The sequence below is a fragment of the Helicobacter cetorum MIT 99-5656 genome (assembly GCF_000259275.1).
Lineage (GTDB): Bacteria > Campylobacterota > Campylobacteria > Campylobacterales > Helicobacteraceae > Helicobacter > Helicobacter cetorum.
Genome location: NC_017735.1, coordinates 107,097 through 124,313, shown reverse-complemented (window position 1 = coordinate 124,313; position 17,217 = coordinate 107,097). Strand labels below are relative to the sequence as shown.

Annotated in this window: 15 protein-coding genes, 2 rRNA genes and 1 pseudogene; 10 read left to right on the top strand and 8 right to left on the bottom strand. The window is 35.4% G+C overall.

Translation table 11 applies throughout. The annotated features are described in order from the left end of the window. Nucleotides 1-110 precede the first annotated feature (110 nt). The 10 genes from HCD_RS00625 (at nt 111) to HCD_RS00580 (ending at nt 7,981) form a co-directional block, all read left to right on the top strand. Nucleotides 111-2,997 (top strand): 23S ribosomal RNA (locus HCD_RS00625). Nucleotides 2,998-3,178: 181 nt separating this feature from the next. Beyond that, nucleotides 3,179-3,296, top strand: a 5S ribosomal RNA gene (gene rrf, locus HCD_RS00620). A 565-nt stretch (nt 3,297-3,861) separates the two neighbouring features. Continuing rightward, a complete protein-coding gene (locus HCD_RS09265; protein WP_014658683.1) occupies nt 3,862-4,032 on the top strand; it encodes an SEL1-like repeat protein in 171 nt (56 codons plus the stop codon). Nucleotides 4,033-4,054: 22 nt separating this feature from the next. Next, nucleotides 4,055-4,267 carry a tetratricopeptide repeat protein gene (locus HCD_RS08690; RefSeq protein WP_014658682.1) on the top strand — a complete coding sequence of 71 codons (213 nt, stop codon included), beginning with the start codon at nt 4,055-4,057 and terminating at the stop codon, nt 4,265-4,267. 37 nt (nt 4,268-4,304) lie between these two features. Further along, nucleotides 4,305-4,517, top strand: coding sequence for a hypothetical protein (locus HCD_RS00610; RefSeq protein ID WP_144005827.1), 213 nt, complete (start codon nt 4,305-4,307; stop codon nt 4,515-4,517). A 236-nt stretch (nt 4,518-4,753) separates the two neighbouring features. Then, on the top strand, nt 4,754-4,963 hold the full coding sequence (locus tag HCD_RS00605; RefSeq protein ID WP_144005826.1) for a GmrSD restriction endonuclease domain-containing protein: 210 nt from the start codon (nt 4,754-4,756) through the stop codon (nt 4,961-4,963). A gap of 323 nt (nt 4,964-5,286) precedes the next feature. Next, entirely contained in the window at nt 5,287-5,700 is a 414-nt protein-coding gene (locus HCD_RS00600) for a hypothetical protein (protein WP_014658679.1), read from the top strand. Nucleotides 5,701-5,772: 72 nt separating this feature from the next. After that, the gene (locus tag HCD_RS00595; protein ID WP_014658678.1) at nt 5,773-6,198 is read left to right on the top strand and encodes a hypothetical protein; all 426 of its coding nucleotides are present in this window, start codon (nt 5,773-5,775) and stop codon (nt 6,196-6,198) included. Then, entirely contained in the window at nt 6,185-6,679 is a 495-nt protein-coding gene (locus tag HCD_RS00590; RefSeq protein WP_014658677.1) for a hypothetical protein, read from the top strand. Before HCD_RS00595 ends, HCD_RS00590 begins: the two co-directional genes overlap by 14 nt. A gap of 858 nt (nt 6,680-7,537) precedes the next feature. Continuing rightward, entirely contained in the window at nt 7,538-7,981 is a 444-nt protein-coding gene (locus HCD_RS00580; RefSeq protein ID WP_227624867.1) for a hypothetical protein, read from the top strand. Between the two features lie 251 nt (nt 7,982-8,232). Here HCD_RS00580 and trpA read toward each other — a convergent pair whose 3' ends face one another. From trpA to HCD_RS00535, 8 genes and pseudogenes are all read right to left on the bottom strand, one after another. Beyond that, the gene (gene trpA, locus HCD_RS00575; protein ID WP_014658674.1) at nt 8,233-9,021 is read right to left on the bottom strand and encodes a tryptophan synthase subunit alpha; all 789 of its coding nucleotides are present in this window, start codon (nt 9,019-9,021) and stop codon (nt 8,233-8,235) included. Further along, nucleotides 9,018-10,199: a tryptophan synthase subunit beta gene (trpB, locus tag HCD_RS00570; RefSeq protein WP_014658673.1), complete on the bottom strand. Its 1,182-nt coding sequence runs from the start codon at nt 10,197-10,199 to the stop codon at nt 9,018-9,020. The genes trpA and trpB overlap by 4 nt, the downstream gene beginning before the upstream one ends. A 1-nt stretch (nt 10,200) precedes the next feature. Beyond that, a complete protein-coding gene (trpCF, locus tag HCD_RS00565) occupies nt 10,201-11,562 on the bottom strand; it encodes a bifunctional indole-3-glycerol-phosphate synthase TrpC/phosphoribosylanthranilate isomerase TrpF (RefSeq protein ID WP_014658672.1) in 1,362 nt (453 codons plus the stop codon). Next, complete coding sequence (gene trpD / locus HCD_RS00560) at nt 11,555-12,562, bottom strand: anthranilate phosphoribosyltransferase (RefSeq protein WP_014658671.1); 1,008 nt, start codon at nt 12,560-12,562, stop codon at nt 11,555-11,557. The genes trpCF and trpD overlap by 8 nt, the downstream gene beginning before the upstream one ends. Before the next feature lie 3 nt (nt 12,563-12,565). Continuing rightward, a complete protein-coding gene (locus HCD_RS00555; RefSeq protein WP_014658670.1) occupies nt 12,566-13,147 on the bottom strand; it encodes an aminodeoxychorismate/anthranilate synthase component II in 582 nt (193 codons plus the stop codon). After that, nucleotides 13,144-14,646 carry an anthranilate synthase component I gene (trpE, locus tag HCD_RS00550; RefSeq protein WP_014658669.1) on the bottom strand — a complete coding sequence of 501 codons (1,503 nt, stop codon included), beginning with the start codon at nt 14,644-14,646 and terminating at the stop codon, nt 13,144-13,146. Before trpE ends, HCD_RS00555 begins: the two co-directional genes overlap by 4 nt. A 141-nt stretch (nt 14,647-14,787) precedes the next feature. Further along, nucleotides 14,788-16,033, bottom strand: a pseudogene (locus HCD_RS09760) (DNA cytosine methyltransferase). Beyond that, complete coding sequence (locus HCD_RS00535; protein WP_014658666.1) at nt 16,023-17,123, bottom strand: DUF5343 domain-containing protein; 1,101 nt, start codon at nt 17,121-17,123, stop codon at nt 16,023-16,025. The pseudogene HCD_RS09760 and the gene HCD_RS00535 overlap by 11 nt, the downstream one beginning before the upstream one ends. Nucleotides 17,124-17,217 lie beyond the last annotated feature (94 nt).

Below are 17,217 nucleotides of genomic sequence, written 5' to 3'. Positions count from 1 at the left end.
ATTACTCTGTCTTATATTCAGTAAGGCAGTGGTAGTGTTGAAGAATATTCATGCAATTGTCGTTATTCATTATATAAAAAGGCGGGTTTTAAAGGATATTTTAGAATTTAAAACAAGCTTTTAAGAGCAGATGGCGGATGCCTTGCCAAAGAGAGGCGATGAAGGACGTACTAGACTGCGATAAGCTATGCGGAGCTGTCAAGGAGCATTGATGCGTAGATGTCCGAATGGGGCAACCCAACTAATAGAGATATTAGTTACTCTAATATAGAGAGCGAACCTAGTGAAGTGAAACATCTCAGTAACTAGAGGAAAAGAAATCAACGAGATTCCCTAAGTAGTGGCGAGCGAAAGGGGAAGAGGGCAAACCGAGTGCTTGCATTCGGGGTTGAGGACTGCAATATCCACTAGAACACTTTAGCAGAGTTACCTGGAAAGGTAAGCCATAGAAAGTGATAGCCTTGTATGCGACAAGGTGTTCTTAGGTAGCAGTATCCAGAGTAGGCCGAGACACGTGAAATCTTGGTTGAAGCCGGGGAGACCACTCTCCAACCCTAAATACTACTCTTTGAGCGATAGCGAACAAGTACCGTGAGGGAAAGGTGAAAAGAACCGCAGTGAGCGGAGTGAAATAGAACCTGAAACCATCTGCTTACAATCATTCAGAGCCCTATGATTTATCAGGGTGATGGACTGCCTTTTGCATAATGATCCTGCGAGTTGTGGTATCTGGCAAGGTTAAGCGTATGCGAAGCCGTAGCGAAAGCGAGTCTGAATAGGGCGATTTAGTCAGATGCTGCAGACCCGAAGCTAAGTGATCTATCCATGGCCAAGTTGAAACGCGTGTAATAGCGCGTGGAGGACTGAACTCGTACCCATTGAAACGGGTTGGGATGAGCTGTGGATAGGGGTGAAAGGCCAAACAAACTTAGTGATAGCTGGTTCTCTTCGAAATATATTTAGGTATAGCCTCAAGTGATAATAAAAGGGGGTAGAGCACTGATTGGGCTAGGGCTGCTCGCCGCGGTACCAAACCCTATCAAACTTCGAATACCTTTTATCGTATCTTGGGAGTCAGGCGGTGGGTGATAAAATCAATCGTCAAAAGGGGAACAACCCAGACTACCAAATAAGGTCCCTAAGTTCTATTCTGAGTGGAAAAAGATGTGTGGCTACTCAAACAACCAGGAGGTTGGCTTAGAAGCAGCCATCCTTTAAAGAAAGCGTAACAGCTCACTGGTCTAGTGGTCATGCGCTGAAAATATAACGGGGCTAAGATAGACACCGAATTTGTAGATTGTGCTGATGCACAGTGGTAGAAGAGCGTTCTATACAGTGTTGAAGGTATACCGGTAAGGAGTGCTGGAGCGTATAGAAGTGAGCATGCAGGAATGAGTAACGATAAGATATATGAGAATTGTATCCGCCGTAAATCTAAGGTTTCCTACGCGATGGTCGTCATCGTAGGGTTAGTCGGGTCCTAAGCCGAGTCCGAAAGGGGTAGGCGATGGCAAATGGGTTAATATTCCCATACCGACTATGGAGCGTGATGGGGGGACGCATAGGGTTAAGCGAGCTAGCTGATGGAAGTGCTAGTCGAAAGGCGTAGATTGGAGGGAAGGCAAATCCACCTCTGTATTCGAAACTTGACAGGCTCTTTGAGTTCTTTTAGAACAAAGAGAGAATCGCTGATACCGTCGTGCCAAGAAAAGCCTCTAAGCATATCCATGGTCGTCCGTACCGCAAACCGACACAGGTAGATGAGATGAGTATTCTAAGGCGCGTGAAAGAACTCTGGTTAAGGAACTCTGCAAACTAGCACCGTAAGTTCGCGATAAGGTGTGCCACAGCAATGTGGTCTCAGCAAAGAGTCCCTCCCGACTGTTTACCAAAAACACAGCACTTTGCCAACTCGTAAGAGGAAGTATAAGGTGTGACGCCTGCCCGGTGCTCGAAGGTTAAGAGGATGCGTCAGTCGCAAGATGAAGCGTTGAATTGAAGCCCGAGTAAACGGCGGCCGTAACTATAACGGTCCTAAGGTAGCGAAATTCCTTGTCGGTTAAATACCGACCTGCATGAATGGCGTAACGAGATGGGAGCTGTCTCAACCAGAGATTCAGTGAAATTGTAGTGGAGGTGAAAATTCCTCCTACCCGCGGCAAGACGGAAAGACCCCGTGGACCTTTACTACAGCTTAGCACTGCTAATGGGAATATCATGCGCAGGATAGGTGGGAGGCTTTGAAGTAAGGGCTTTGGCTCTTATGGAGCCATCCTTGAGATACCACCCTTGATGTTTCTGTTAGCTAACTGGCCTGTGTTATCCACAGGCAGGACAATGCTTGGTGGGTAGTTTGACTGGGGCGGTCGCCTCCTAAAAAGTAACGGAGGCTTGCAAAGGTTGGCTCATTGCGGTTGGAAATCGCAAGTTGAGTGTAATGGCACAAGCCAGCCTGACTGTGAGACATACAAGTCAAGCAGAGACGAAAGTCGGTCATAGTGATCCGGTGGTTCTGTGTGGAAGGGCCATCGCTCAAAGGATAAAAGGTACCCCGGGGATAACAGGCTGATCTCCCCCAAGAGCTCACATCGACGGGGAGGTTTGGCACCTCGATGTCGGCTCATCGCATCCTGGGGCTGGAGCAGGTCCCAAGGGTATGGCTGTTCGCCATTTAAAGCGGTACGCGAGCTGGGTTCAGAACGTCGTGAGACAGTTCGGTCCCTATCTGCCGTGGGCGTAGGAAAGTTGAGGAGAGCTGTCCCTAGTACGAGAGGACCGGGATGGACGTGTCACTGGTGCACCAGTTGTTCTGCCAAGAGCATCGCTGGGTAGCTACACACGGATGTGATAACTGCTGAAAGCATCTAAGCAGGAAGCCAACTCCAAGATTAACTTTCCCTGAAGCTCGCACAAAGACTATGTGCTTGATAGGGTAGATGTGTAAGCATAGTAATATGTTTAGCTGACTACTACTAATAGAGCGTTTGGCTTGTTTTTTGCTTTTTTATAAAATAACGACAATTAAGCATGGATAAGTTACCACTGCCTTACTGAGTGTAAGAGAGATTGGGTTTTACGAGAACTTATAGGCGATTAACAATCTTCTTTGTTAAAAATATTTTCCCTAGTAGAAAGGGGAGTTAAGAACAAACAACGATTTTGTTTTTAACTCCCTTTTCCTTGTGTCTTTAGAGAAGAGGAACTACCCAGTTAACCATTCCGAACCTGGAAGTCAAGCTCTTCATCGCTGATAATACTGCTCTTTTCAAGAGTGGGAATGTAAGTCGGTGCAGGGATAGGGAAATGTTTTTAAAGCTTTTCTTGATTTATTTCTTTCTTAGTTTTTTGATGCTTTGTTTATATCGGTTTGTCATGAGCATTTTTTAACTTTCAACCAATTCTAGTTCTGCTAAGCTTTGATAAGAAGTGAGACTTATAGAATCGCAGGTATTTTCTTTTATTCTTACAGGTTCTTATTTTATATTGTATTGATGGCATAATAACTTGGCTTGGAGACTAGCAAGAGATGTCATGATGGTATATGCTAAAAAGTAAGATGATAATTTGCATAGAAAATTTTGTTATACTTGATTTTTAGTAATAGTTTACGAAAGAGTGCAAAATGACAGATAATCTAACTGCAAGTGAATATGGTAGTATTGCTTATCAAATGTGTAATAATGGGAGATATGAATAAGTGTTCCAATATTATTCTAAAGCCACATCGCTAGGGGATACTGACTCTTGGTATGACTTAGGGACATTGTATATGCAAGGTTTGGGTGTGTAGCAAGATTATAATAAAGCCATAGAATGTTTTGAAACGCTACAGACCTTGGCGACATTGAGAGTTGTGTTGTTTTGGCAAATATATTTAGAGATGGTTGTGAAAGTATAGGGCAAAATAGTGAAAAATGCTTTAAACATTCTTTAAAAGCCATAGAACTTGGAGACACTAGTTTATATGGAAGTTTAGCAGATATGTATTTTGAGGGGAGAGAAACAGAACAAAATTTTCAAAAAAGCGTTTGAGTGTTATTCTAAGGTTGCTGAGTTGGGCAATGCCATTTCACATCATAGTCTAGGAAATATGTATATTCGTGGACAGTATGTTGAGAAAGATTTAAAAAAGGCTTTTGTGTATTATGAAAAATCTGCTGATTTAGGCAATGCTATCGCACATTATGATGTGGGTTGTGCTTATTTTAAGGGCATAGGCATAAAGCAGAATTTTAAAAAGACCTTTGAATTATCTTTATTATCTTAAGGGAAGTAAGCCTAAAGTAGCTTTAAGTAAGGGACTTTTGCAAGAATGGTTAGATAAAAATGGGAATTTACAAAAAAGCATTTTAGTGATTATGGGAGAGCTTGAATATTTTGCTGTTTCGTATAAAAAAGTATTGGAGAATGAGAAAGATGTTCACATAGCCCTTTTAAAACACTTAAAGCATAAGGTTTATTATAGGAGTATTTTATGTGCTACACATGTGAAAATATGGGCATATAGAAAGTCTTAAAAAGTTGTTAGTGTAGTATTGTTGCTAGAATTTGCTTAAAGGAAGGAGATCTGATGTGATTAGGGAGACTAGTTTTGCAATTATTAAGGATGTTAAAGAGAAAAAACTTTAGAGGAAGTTAAGAGAAAAATTAGACAGAATTTAGGTATTCAGGGAGACAATGCAAAGAAATTTTGGAGCTGTTGAAAGTTTCTAATTTTGCTAAAAGGCCATTTTCAAAATATATTTTACTTCTAATGGAATATTATCGTGTAGATAATCCTAAATTTTATCCATTTATCAAGTATTTTTGGAACATATTTTGCCCCAAAATCCTAGCGAAAGTAGTCCAGTGGCTCAAAGATTTTAGTGATGAAAAAGAAAGAGAAAAATATACTCATTCTTTAGGCAACCTTACTCTTTTGGCAGAGTGCAAAAATAATCAAGCTGAGAATAAGGATTTTTAAACAAAAATGTGATGTTTATATGAGTAACAACAAGAAAATAACAAGCTTTGTAATAACCCAAGATATAGTTAAAAAATATCAAAAATAGGATAAAGAGAGCATAGAAAAGCGTTTTGAATAGTTGGGTCGACGAGTGATAGAGTTTCTAAAAATTCTAGAAGATAAAAAAGATTTAAAAGAGAAATCTGTTAAAAAAATACACAAGTACATTAAGATTGTTCATGCAAGAGATTGATTAAAATAGTTCTAAGGTATTCACAATATAGATTGGGCATTCAGTTGACTTGTATTAGTGTAAGTATTTAGTATGTAAGGATAGTTTTATGGGTAAACTCAGAGCATTTGTGTATAAGGTCAAAACAGAAAGGGACTTATTTACTAAACCTTTAGATGAAGTTTTGATAAATATGGCTGGTAAGTTAGATAGTGATTCGCCGGCCAGTGATGCAAGGATTTTAAATAGCGGCAATAAACGAGAAATTTCTATTTGGTTTGATTCTATTGAATATAGAAATGAATTTTTAAAAGATGGAATACCAGTAGGTTGTGTTTGTTTTTTGCTGGCTAAAGATTTAGATTTTATGATGATAGAAGACAAAGAAAAAAAGATGCTTAATCGTTCAGAGTTAAGTGATAAGTGGCACCCAAAAATTCCTAGCCATTGCGTATTTTTGTCTAAAGAGAATATTTTGATTATGGAGAAGGGCGGTAAATCGGCAACTATTAACGAACTCTAGATTGGTGTTGAAAGATTAGGGTGTTCAAAATTTATATTTGAGTCATTAAAGCGACAAGATATTTTAGAGCGTTTGAAAGGTTTAATCAATAACATTCAAAAAATAGAGTTATCACATATTCCTTTAGAAAAATATTTTAGTAAACCAGATATAGATGGAGAGTTGAGTGATTTAATTTGGGGAAGAAACGCTAAATTAAAAACTTCTTTACTGATAGAACCTAATGAGAGAAACCTTAAAGAGAAAATATACCATTTCTTTAGGGAGAAATGTGACAAAATGATGAGTGGCGAAATAGATTTAAATATGAAAATTACTTGCAAAGAAGATGGGAAAGAAAAAGAAACTTTTGAATTGTTTGAAAATTTGGTTCATTTAAACTTGCAAGTAGAAACCTACTATGAATATATTGGTTCATTAAAGGAGCATGAAAAAAGATTGCAATATTCAAAGCAAATTTATAAGACTTTAATAGAGAATTACTATGCTCAAAATTAAAATAAAGGTATGTGCTATTGCTTTGTTATTGTGTGTGGTTTTATGGCTAATTGATGCAAATTTTATAAGTGATTGCTATTCAGTTATATCCAAACAAGAGTTAAGCAATATTTTTATCACACTAATTGCTGGACTCTTTGGTTTTGGCATTGCAATTATTCCTTTAGCTATTCAGTTATTTAGTCAAAAAACTGATTTTATTCATGAACTTAAAGAAAATAATTGGAATTTTTTAGTGATACCCTTATTCAATAGACTTGTTGGGTTTTTAAAGGTTCTTTTTTACTTTTTAATATTTTTATTATTTATACAAATTTTCTATCATTTCAAAGTAGATATTTTGAAAATAAAAATTATAAAAAATATTACTAGTATTGTTTTATTCTATGCATATCTCGTGTTTATAGGATACTTCTTGTGGCATATGTTAAAAGTGATTAAGGATTTACAAAAACTTGTTAATTTATTTTTAAAGAAATAAGATCATGCGTAATGGAATTAGTCCTTATAGTCATGGTAAAGCAACAGTGGAGCAGTCTAGATAACAAACTTATAATAATGGTTTTAAAAAGAAATGAAGCCAAAAAAGTAAGATATCCCAAGTGTAAAATAGGACTGATTCCTGTTGAAGGAAGGACTATGAGTTTTCATTTTAAGTATCCAAAAGCTTTGGCATTGCGATTTCAAAGAGTAGGGAAAAAATTATATAAAAAATTGCAATGCAATTAAGAGTAGACAAAAGAATATGGAAAAAATCTACCAAAAGCTACAAGGTATTGAGGATATATTAGTATTGATAATGAATTTCGTGTGTTAATAGATGAACTAATCGTTTAAGAATTTGCGACTAGACCAATTTTGCGAAAGAATTACATTCTTTGCAATGAATGGTTTAGGCAAGAGCTATCGTGCTTCATAACAATAAAGGATAGTTTTTGATATAAAACTTACAAAAATAGTTCTATCACATTAGTATCATTAGAAGTGATAGTGCTATGGATAAGATTTAGAATATTTTTATAGATGTGTCGAATGTTTTAATGGTAATAAAAAGCTTATATATTACAACCACTTCTCGTGTGACTATAGCAAACGAATTTCATACTAAAGGGTTAAAAGGCGAAGTGTTTATGGACAATTTTATTGAATTATGTAGAATTTTCTCATGAGATAAATCTTAAAATGGTTTCCAGTGTGCCATTTAGAGATGGTTTTATTTTATGCAACCCAGAAGCACTAAAACTAAAATAAGTTTATTATTGTGCTTTAGTAAATATAAGTTAAGCAATCTAATTAAAGATTAAGAATAGGAGAAAAACATGTTGAATGGAACACATTTTTGGCAAATGCATCAAGGCGAATCCAGCGAAGAATGCATAAAAATACGACTAATATCTTAAAGAAATATAGTCTGATTGGATTAAATGATTGGGAACATGACAATAACCAAATCGCTAAGTTTTTAAATGAAGTAAAAGTCAATAATATTGTTGCCATGAGAGCTGGAGCTACCTTTATTGCTTTAGTGCAAGTGGTTGGTGGGGCGTATGATATTAGGAAAGATGCCCATTATTCTGTGTCAAAAATAGAATATGATTGGCTTATTTATAGACGACCGGTTAGGGTTTTAGATTGGGCTGACAATAGTATTGGGCAATGTTATGTGCTACAAGGGACTTTGAAAATATGTGACCTAGATAGAGAGAGGCTTGCCATGACTTCACAAACCATTTTAAAATGGTATGAAAAAGTGTGCGTAAACTTAAAAGAAAAGGGCGAATAGATAGTCTTGGTATAAATCTATTACAATAAAATCTTGTTTCAAGAAAAATAAATTCTTGGGGAAATCTTAGGCACATGAAACCTTAGCTTTTTACAACAAAAAGTAGGGGGGATAAATTTATTAGGCTGATAAAACTGCGATAAATACCAAAACATAAAAGATTAGGCTTTCGCTAAGCCTAAAAACATCAAAACAAATCTTTAAGTGTTAGGATTAGCTTTGTTGTTGGTGGCATTAAAAACCAATCCAACTCATTTCATCATCTCTTCTACAAGCCCCTTAATTTTTTCTAACATAGCGTTTTTGTTACTCAAATTTTCTTCTATAATTTTTACTAATGCTGAGCCACAAATCACGCCACTTGCTCCCATATCTCTAGCATTTTTCACATGCTCTTTTTTAGAAATGCCAAAGCCTAATAGGCATGGGGTAGCACAAAGGGATTTTAAGGTTTTGATAATGTTAGTGGCGTCATTTTCTAGCGTATTGCTCGCACCAGTAACCCCACTTCTAGCTAAGGTGTAGATGTAGCCTTGCGAATGATTAGCGATTTGTTCTAAGTCTTTAAGATTTGCGTTAGGACTAGCGATAAAAACTTGTTTGATTTCGTGTTTTTTAGCGTGTTTTTCTACTAATTCTTTTTCTATTAAAGGCATATCCGCTATTAAGATGCTATCCACACCACATTCTTTAGCTGTGGCATAAAATTTTTCTATTCCAAAAGCCACAATTAAATTCGCATATACTAAAAGCCCGATAGGAATATGAGCGTTATACTCTCTAATCTCTTTGAGAAGTTTAAAGTTTTTGTCCATTTTAGCGTGTTTTAATGCCCTTAAATTACTCGCTTGTATTATGGCTCCATCAGCTACAGGGTCAGAAAAGCCAAAGCCTAGTTCTAAGGCACTCACACCGCTATCAATGAGTGTTTTGATAATCTCAAAACTCCATTCATAATTAGGGTCGCCTAAGGTTACAAAAGGAATAAAAGCGGGTTTATTTTCTTGCTCTAATGTTTTAAAAACTTGTGAGTATCTCATTTAATCTCCCTTTTTAGGGCGTTAGCAACGGTGTTTAAATCCTTATCGCCCCTACCACTTAAATTCACTACAATAACGCTCTCTTTATCGCACTTTTTAGCAAGTTTCAACGCATATGCTAAGGCGTGTGAGCTTTCTAGTGCTGGAATAATGCCTTCTTTTTGACACAACAAGCTAAACGCTTCTAAAGCTTCATTATCAGTAGCACTCTCATAGGTAGCACGCTTACTATCTTTGAGATAACTATGCTCTGGCCCCACACCCGGATAATCTAGCCCTGCACTAATGCTATGACTTTCTGTGATTTGACCTTCACTATCTTGTAAGAGATAAGTTTTATTGCCATGCAAAATGCCTATACTCCCCTTATTTAAAGTCGCTCCATGCTTATTTGTATCTAGTCCAAGTCCCGCTGGCTCTACGCCTATGAGTTTAACTTCTTTATCTTCTAAAAACGCATTAAAAATCCCTATAGCATTAGAACCCCCTCCTACACACGCTATAACATAATCAGGTAGGCGATTTTCTTTTTCTAAAATTTGAGCCTTACATTCAGTGCCAATCATGCTTTGAAAAGTTTTAACCATTGTAGGATATGGGTGTGGCCCAGCGGCCGTGCCTAGCAAGTAATGCGTGTTTTTATAGTTAGTTGCATAGTCTCTTAAGGCTTCATTCACGGCGTCTTTAAGCGTAGCTGAGCCTTGCGTTACGCTGATGATTTTTGCCCCTAATAAACGCATTCTAAAAACATTTGGCTCTTGTCGTTTTATATCTTTAGCCCCCATATAAATCACGCATTCTAATTGCAATAACGCACACGCTAGGGCTGTAGCTACGCCGTGTTGTCCAGCACCAGTTTCTGCGATAATTCGTGTTTTGCCCATTTTTTTGGCTAAAAGGGCTTGCCCTAAGGCTTGATTAGTCTTATGCGCTCCGCCATGAATTAAATCCTCTCGTTTTAGATAAAGTTTTACTTTAGGATTAGAAATAATATTTTTACACAAAGTTAAAGGGCTAGGGCGACCTACAAAATCTTTTAATAGCCTTGCATATTCTTTTTGAAATTCGCTATCATTCAAGCTATCATAAAAAGCAAGCTCTAGTTCTCTAAGTGCAGGCACTAATAATTCTGAAACAAAACTCCCCCCGAACTCCCCAAAATACGCATTTTTATTCATTCTAATACTCTCTTAAAATTTTTGCTACTTGCTTGATTTTATCTTTATCTTTAATGCCAGAAGAAATTTCTAGTCCTGAATTAAAGTCTAGTCCTAAAGCCCCTACCTTTAAGGCTTCTTTAGCATTGTTTAAATTAAGCCCACCAGCTAACAAAAAAGGCGTTTTAACATTTTCTAAAATATCCCATTCAAAATTTGTGCCATTACCCCCAAATTTATCCCCCTTGGTGTCATACAAAATTAAATTTGCCCCTTCAAACTTAGGTTTTAAATCTTTTTTAGAACTCACACTGATTACCTGCCAAATAGCACAAGTTTTCACAAGCTTTTTTCTTAAATATGCCACTTCTTTAGGTGAATAGTTGCCATGCAATTGAATGGCTTTTAAACCAAGCTTTTTAGCCATTTTTTCAATCTTTTTAGCTTTATGGCTCACAAATACGCCTACAAAATCTAGTTTTTTAACAGCCTTTGTGATTTTTAGTGCTTTTTTGGGTTTAATGAACCTAGGCGAAGATTTTTCAAAAATCAATCCCCCATAAATAAAATGGTTTTTATAAACCATCTTAGCGTCTTTAATTCTAGTTAAGCCACAGACTTTATTTTCGCCTAAAATGAGTTTGGCACACGCTTTTTTTAAATTCTTTTCTCTCATTAAAGAGCTACCGACTAAAAAGCCATTCACATAAGGGGCTAATGCTTTAACTTCAGCATGTGAGTTAATCCCTGATTCACTAATCACTACCGCATTTTTTTCTAAAAGGGGGCGTAAATTTAGGGTGTTAGCAATATTAGTTTTTAGCGTGTGTAAGTCTCTATTATTAATGCCTATAATGTCGTGTTTTAAACTTAAAAGGCGTTTGATTTCTTTTTCATTACTCACTTCACTTAATATGCTCATATTAAGGGTTTTAGCCAAATCAAAAAACTCTAAATAGGTTTTATCATCTAAGACACTTAGCATTAAAAGCACTGCATTAGCCCCCATCATTCTAGCGAGCTTGATTTGAAAACTATCTATGATAAAATCTTTACACAAAATGGGTTTAGTGCTATTTTCTTTAACGATTTGAATGTTTTCATACGAGCCTAAAAAATAGCGCCTATCTGCTAAGACTGAAATGCATGACGCAAATTTTTCATAGGTTTTAGCGATTTTTTTTAAATTAAAATCTTCTCTAATAAGCCCTTTAGAAGGCGAAGCTTTTTTGCATTCTAAAATAAAGCTTGTATTTTTTTCTAATAACGCCTTTTTAAAATCTCTATCGCTTGGTTTTAAGGCTCTAGGTAAGGCGTGGATTTTTTTAAGCGTTGCGACTTCTAGGCGTTTGTTTTTGATAATATTTTCTAACACGCTAGACATGACTTAGCTCTATAATTTTTTGCAAATGCGTATAGGCAATACCGGTTTTTAAATGCTCTAAGACCATTGCAACGCCTTCTTTTAAATCTTTGGCAATACCCTTCAAATACAATAAGCACGCTACATTAGCCACGACTACCATTTTATGCGAATCTTTGGCTTTATTTTGTAGTATATCTAAACATGCTTTTGTGCTTTCTTGTGCGTCATTAATCTGTAATTCTTTTAAATCATAGGGGGGTAAACTAAAATCTTTCGCACTCAAAGAATACTCTAAAATCTCATTATTTTTCAATTCGCACACACTTGTCTTATCATGTAAGACAATTTCATCACTCCCGCCCCCATTAACCACCATAGCTCTTTGAACTCCTATTTTTTTTAAAGCGAGTGCCATAGTCTTACACAAGGATTTATCATACACCCCTAAAAGCTGGATTTTGGGTCTTAAGGGGTTAATCAATGGCCCTAAGCAATTAAATATCGTTTTAGCGAAGAGTTCTTTTCTTAAAGGGGCAGATTTCCTAAAACTCTGATGATATAAGGGGGCGAATAAAAACCCAAATTGCGAATGCTCTAAGCAATTTTTTAATTGCGTGCTATTCATTTCAATATTCACGCCTAGATTTTCTAATAAATCCGCACTCCCACTATAGCTTGATACACTTCTGCTACCATGTTTTGCCATGGGTAGTCCCATAGAGCTAGCAATGAGTGCAGCTATGGTGCTAATATTGATTGTTTTTAGTCTATCGCCCCCTGTGCCACAATTATCTATTAAGTCCAAGTTGCTATTGAAAGGTTTTGGCGTATGCTTTAAAATCGTTTGTGCGGCGATACTAATTTCATCAAAGCTCTCACCCTTAATTTTTAAAGCACATAATATCGCCCCAAGTTGCACAGAGCTGACTTCTTCGTTGATAATAAGCGTGAATAACCTTTCTGTTTCTTTGTCGCTCAAATTTTTTTGATTATATAGGGTGTTTAAAATGTCTTTCATGCTTTATAGTTTCCTTAAAAACTCTACACTCTGTTTTAAAAGCTCGCTTCCTTTTAAAGTCATGATGCTTTCGGGGTGGAATTGATAGGCTAAGATTTTATCTTGCTCGTGGATAATTCCCATAGGGATATTTTGATATTTGGCAATCACTTCTAAATCCTTAGGTAGTTCGCTTGCCATTAAAGAATGATAACGCCCCACAACCATACTTTCCCCTAAGCCCTTAAAAACTTCGTGTTTTTTAAGCGTGATAGTGCTTGCTTTGCCATGCATAATTTCTTTGCTTCTTATAATCTTAGCCCCATAGCTTTGTGCTAAGGCTTGTAAGCCTAAGCAAATCCCTAGAATAGGAAAATGACCTTTAGCCCTTTCTATGATTTCTAAGAGATTACTAGAATTACTAGGATTACCCGGACCTGGTGAGAGAAATAAAAGGGGTTTTTCTTGTTCTTTATTCATAAGTTTCATAAGATAATTAGGCTCAATATCGTTTCTATACACTAGCACTTCATAATCTAAATGTTCTAACTCATATACTAAGTTGTAAGAAAAAGAATCAAAATTATCTATAAAAAAGATTTTCATAAGCTTGTTTTCCTAATGGCATTGATGAGTGCTTGAGCTTTAGCTTTGGTTTCGTTAGCCTCACTTTTAGGATTACTATCTAGCACCACTCCAGCTCCAGCTTGAATTACAGCTCTATGATTTTTAACAAAACATGAGCGAATAGTAATGCAAGAATCCATTGAGCCTTCTAAATTCAAATACCCTACACTCCCCCCATAAGACCCTCTTCTTTGATTTTCTAATTGATAGATGAGTTTTATAGCTGATAGTTTAGGCGCTCCACTTAGAGTGCCTGCATTCATAAAACTTCTATAGGCATGCAAGCTATCACAAGATTTTTTTAATTCCCCCACCACGCAAGAAACTAAATGCATGACATTGGAGTATTTATCTACTTTTAAGAGTTTATTGCAATAGCGTTTTTGTGAAATTCTAGCCATGTCATTTCGTGCCAAATCCACTAGCATGATATGTTCAGCCCTTTCTTTATAGTCGTGTTGCAAATCAAATTCCATTTTGCTATCCAAATCATAATCAATGTTGCCATTTTTATCCTTACCCCTTAAACGAGTGCCTGCAATGGGATAAATCTCAGCTAAGTTATTACTAGCGTTGTATTTTAAAGCACTCTCAGGGCTTGCCCCAAAAAGGATAAAATCGCTATCTTTTACATAGAACATATAGGGACTAGGATTGGCAAGCTTTAAATGATAATACGCACTCAAAGGCTCTTTGCATTCCATATAAAAACTTCGTGATAATACCGCTTGAAAAATCTCGCCTTTTTTGATTTCTTCTTGTAAGAATAACACCTTTTTTTCAAACTCATTGTCTGTGCAATTAGTGCTAATTTCTATGTTTTGCTTGAGTTTTTTAGGTATAAAATCTTGTTGTATGCTATTAGCTAGAATTTTTAAGGTTTGTAATTCTTTTTCTATCTCTATTTTAAGGTGTTTATCAAAACACGCCCCTAAAATCTCGGTGGTTTTTTCTTTATGGTCTATGATGATTAAATTTTGGGCGACATAGAAGATAAAGTCATTCGCCGTGTTGTCCTGTGTTTGTAGCTTGGGCAAATCTTCAAAAAAATTCAGCATTTCAAAAGAAAACAATCCGGCACAAAAGAGTGCAAAAGGGTGTTTGTGTTTGGTGCTAATGCTTTTAAAAAGCCCCCTTAGAGCATCAAAAGGGCTAGGTTCAAAGAGCTTATTAAACTCATCTTGTGCTTTTCTAACTTGTGGATAAATTAAGGTTAGGGTGTTATTTTGAATAGGGGTTTTGAAAAATGTGCTTAGGTTTTTTAAAAATGCTTCGCCATTGGGCGTAAGGCTAGCGATGGTTACGGCGTTATGATTACAAATGAGTTTCAAGCAAGCTTTAGCCATAAGTAAAGATTTAGTATTGGTTTTGCTCTCAATTTCAGCACTCTCAAACAAAAGGGTGTTATTTTGCTCTAATTTCTCATAAAGAGCCAGGGGGTAAGCAACATAAGGGATTTGTTCTATTAGACTAATCATAGGCTACTTTAAATTAAGATTTAAGCTTGTATTTTACAAGAAAATAGATGAATTAGGGTAAATCAATAGCACGCTAAAGTCTCTATATAAAATCATTTAATGTTTTAAAATCGTTAGAATGATATTAGTTATCAAATTTTTTTATCTTAAACTATCTAAAAACCTTTTAACTTCCTTAGCAATAGCACTTGATAAGGCAATAGGCACAGCGTTGCCTACTTGTTCGCAACGCTTGGTGTGTGAGCCAAAAAATTTATAATGGGTGGGAAAGCCTGTAATGGTGGCTGCTTCTCTAATGGTAATACTCCTGTGTTCTGTTGGGTGGATAGGAAAATTACTATGCCCTGGGACTAAGGTTGGGGCAAGAGAGTCCATTTTTAAACGCATGGTGTTACCCCTAGAATAAAATTGAGAAATTTGTAAATGCTTGGGTAGATTCTCTATACAATCTTTTATATTTTTACCTTCTTGTATGAATTTAAAGCGTTCAATGGTCTTTTCATTGTGTTGCATGGGAAAATTGTCTGTATCATCTAAGTTAGAATAGTCAATCAAATTAAAAGCGTCTCTAATTAAAAAAGGTTTCTTAAAATTTGTAGGTAAAACTTTAAAATCTAATTTGGTGTTGATTTCATCGCTTAAATGCGTGGGCTTAGGGAATGTAAAATTAAAGGGCAAGTCATCTCTTATGGCTACGATAATCAATCTTTCTCTTTTTGTCGCACTTCCATACCATGCACTATTTAGAATTTTAAATTCTACACGATAGCCTAAGTTTTTATAAATTTTTAAAATATCATCTACAACGCCATGCATTAAATTATTGAGTTTTTTTTGTAAGGCATGTTTTTTTTGGCGTAAGGTTAAGCCGTAATTTTCAAATTCCTTAGTTATGGCGTTCTTTTTTCTTAATTCTGTCTTTTTTGCCCTTATAATTTTCTAACTCTTGGTATAAAATATCTACTTCTTGTAAAATTTTAGGGTCTGTATCTTGTGTTAAAATTTTAGCATTTAGCATGCCTTTTACATTTTCTATAATACTGATTTTTGGTCTTAGAGTTTTGACTATTTCTAAATAATAGCGATAAAAATAATTTCGTTTATCATTAGGCGAACGCTCTCCAGCTAACGAAAAACTTTTACACACAATGCCAGCAAAAATAACATCAATCTCTTGTTTTATCTGTGCTTGTAAATTTTTAGGGTCAATTTCTGTAATGCTTGTTTTATCTACAATGGCATTTTTTAATTCTTTATTGTTATAAAGTAAAGTTTTTAAGGCATTTTCATCTATATCATTGACATAGAGCGTTTTAAAACCTTGTTGCATAAAGCCTAAATGCGAACCACCTGCCCCTACAAAAAATTCACAAATATTATATGCCATTTAAAATTTCCTTATATCTTTCTTTATATTGATTGTAAAGTGAATATTTTTCAATATGTTTGACAAAGCTTTCTTTATTGCTAATAAAAGGGTTAAATATTAGTTTTCTTTGCGTATCTCTTTTAGCAAAGCTAAAGAAAGCAAAATCATCTTTTGCGATATTAAGCCATGATGAAATATACCTTGAATTTGACTCGGTTAAAAATAAAACTTCATGGTTGTTAAAATTTTTTTTAATGCGTTCTGCAATCTCATGATTTTTTAAATTAAGCGTATTGTTTTCTACAAGTTTAAAAATTTCAATGTAGTAAGGTTTGATATAGCTCTCAAAAATCATCACAAGAAATTCACTATAGCCCATGTTTATAAGGTTTAACCCTGTGCTTGTAGGATAGTTTTTGTTATCAATTAAACCTAGTGTGGATAAAGTAATAAAAACATTTCGCCAGTTACCATTATTAAGCGAATTAGACCTTTTTAAAATAGTTTCTTCTATACTTTTGCGATGTGCAATTTTATTTTTAAATTTGAAAATGGCTAAAACTTGGAGTAAAAAATACACTTCAAAAAATCTAATATCACGCACATAATAGGGCGAAATTACCTTAAAATCCCTATGTTTTGTCTCTCTTAATTTCTGTAATTCGTTATCACTAATGTGTCTAACAGCTAAACTATGCGAATTGATTTCTAAGATTTTCTTGCTCTTAGGATATTTAAAAAGCCCCACATTAAAATCATTGTTTTTTAGAACACTCTCAGGAAAAATCAAAACACTACTAAAATTCTCACTAAATTGATAATTTTTAAGGCTTAAAGTATTTTCAAAAAAGTATTCGTATTGAAAAATTTGGCCAATACCTCTCACATAATCTGTTACATTGATAGCCCCGCCCTTACACTCTATAATGGCTTTAACTTTATTTTTTTCAAAAAGAGTGAAATCTGCCGTAATGCCATTGATATAGGTGTTCTCTTTTAAAAGTTTAAAATCTTTATATTCCACTTCTAAAATAGAACAAATATCTTTTTGAATATTGCTGTTGTTAGCAATTAAGTCTTGGAAGTCTTTTTCTAATCTGTAGGGCATGTAGTCCTAGTGTATTTGGTATCAAAAATATTATAGGGTTTTTAAGCACAAAATGCGCTTAAAAATTTATTTCATTTGCAAAGCAACTTCTTCT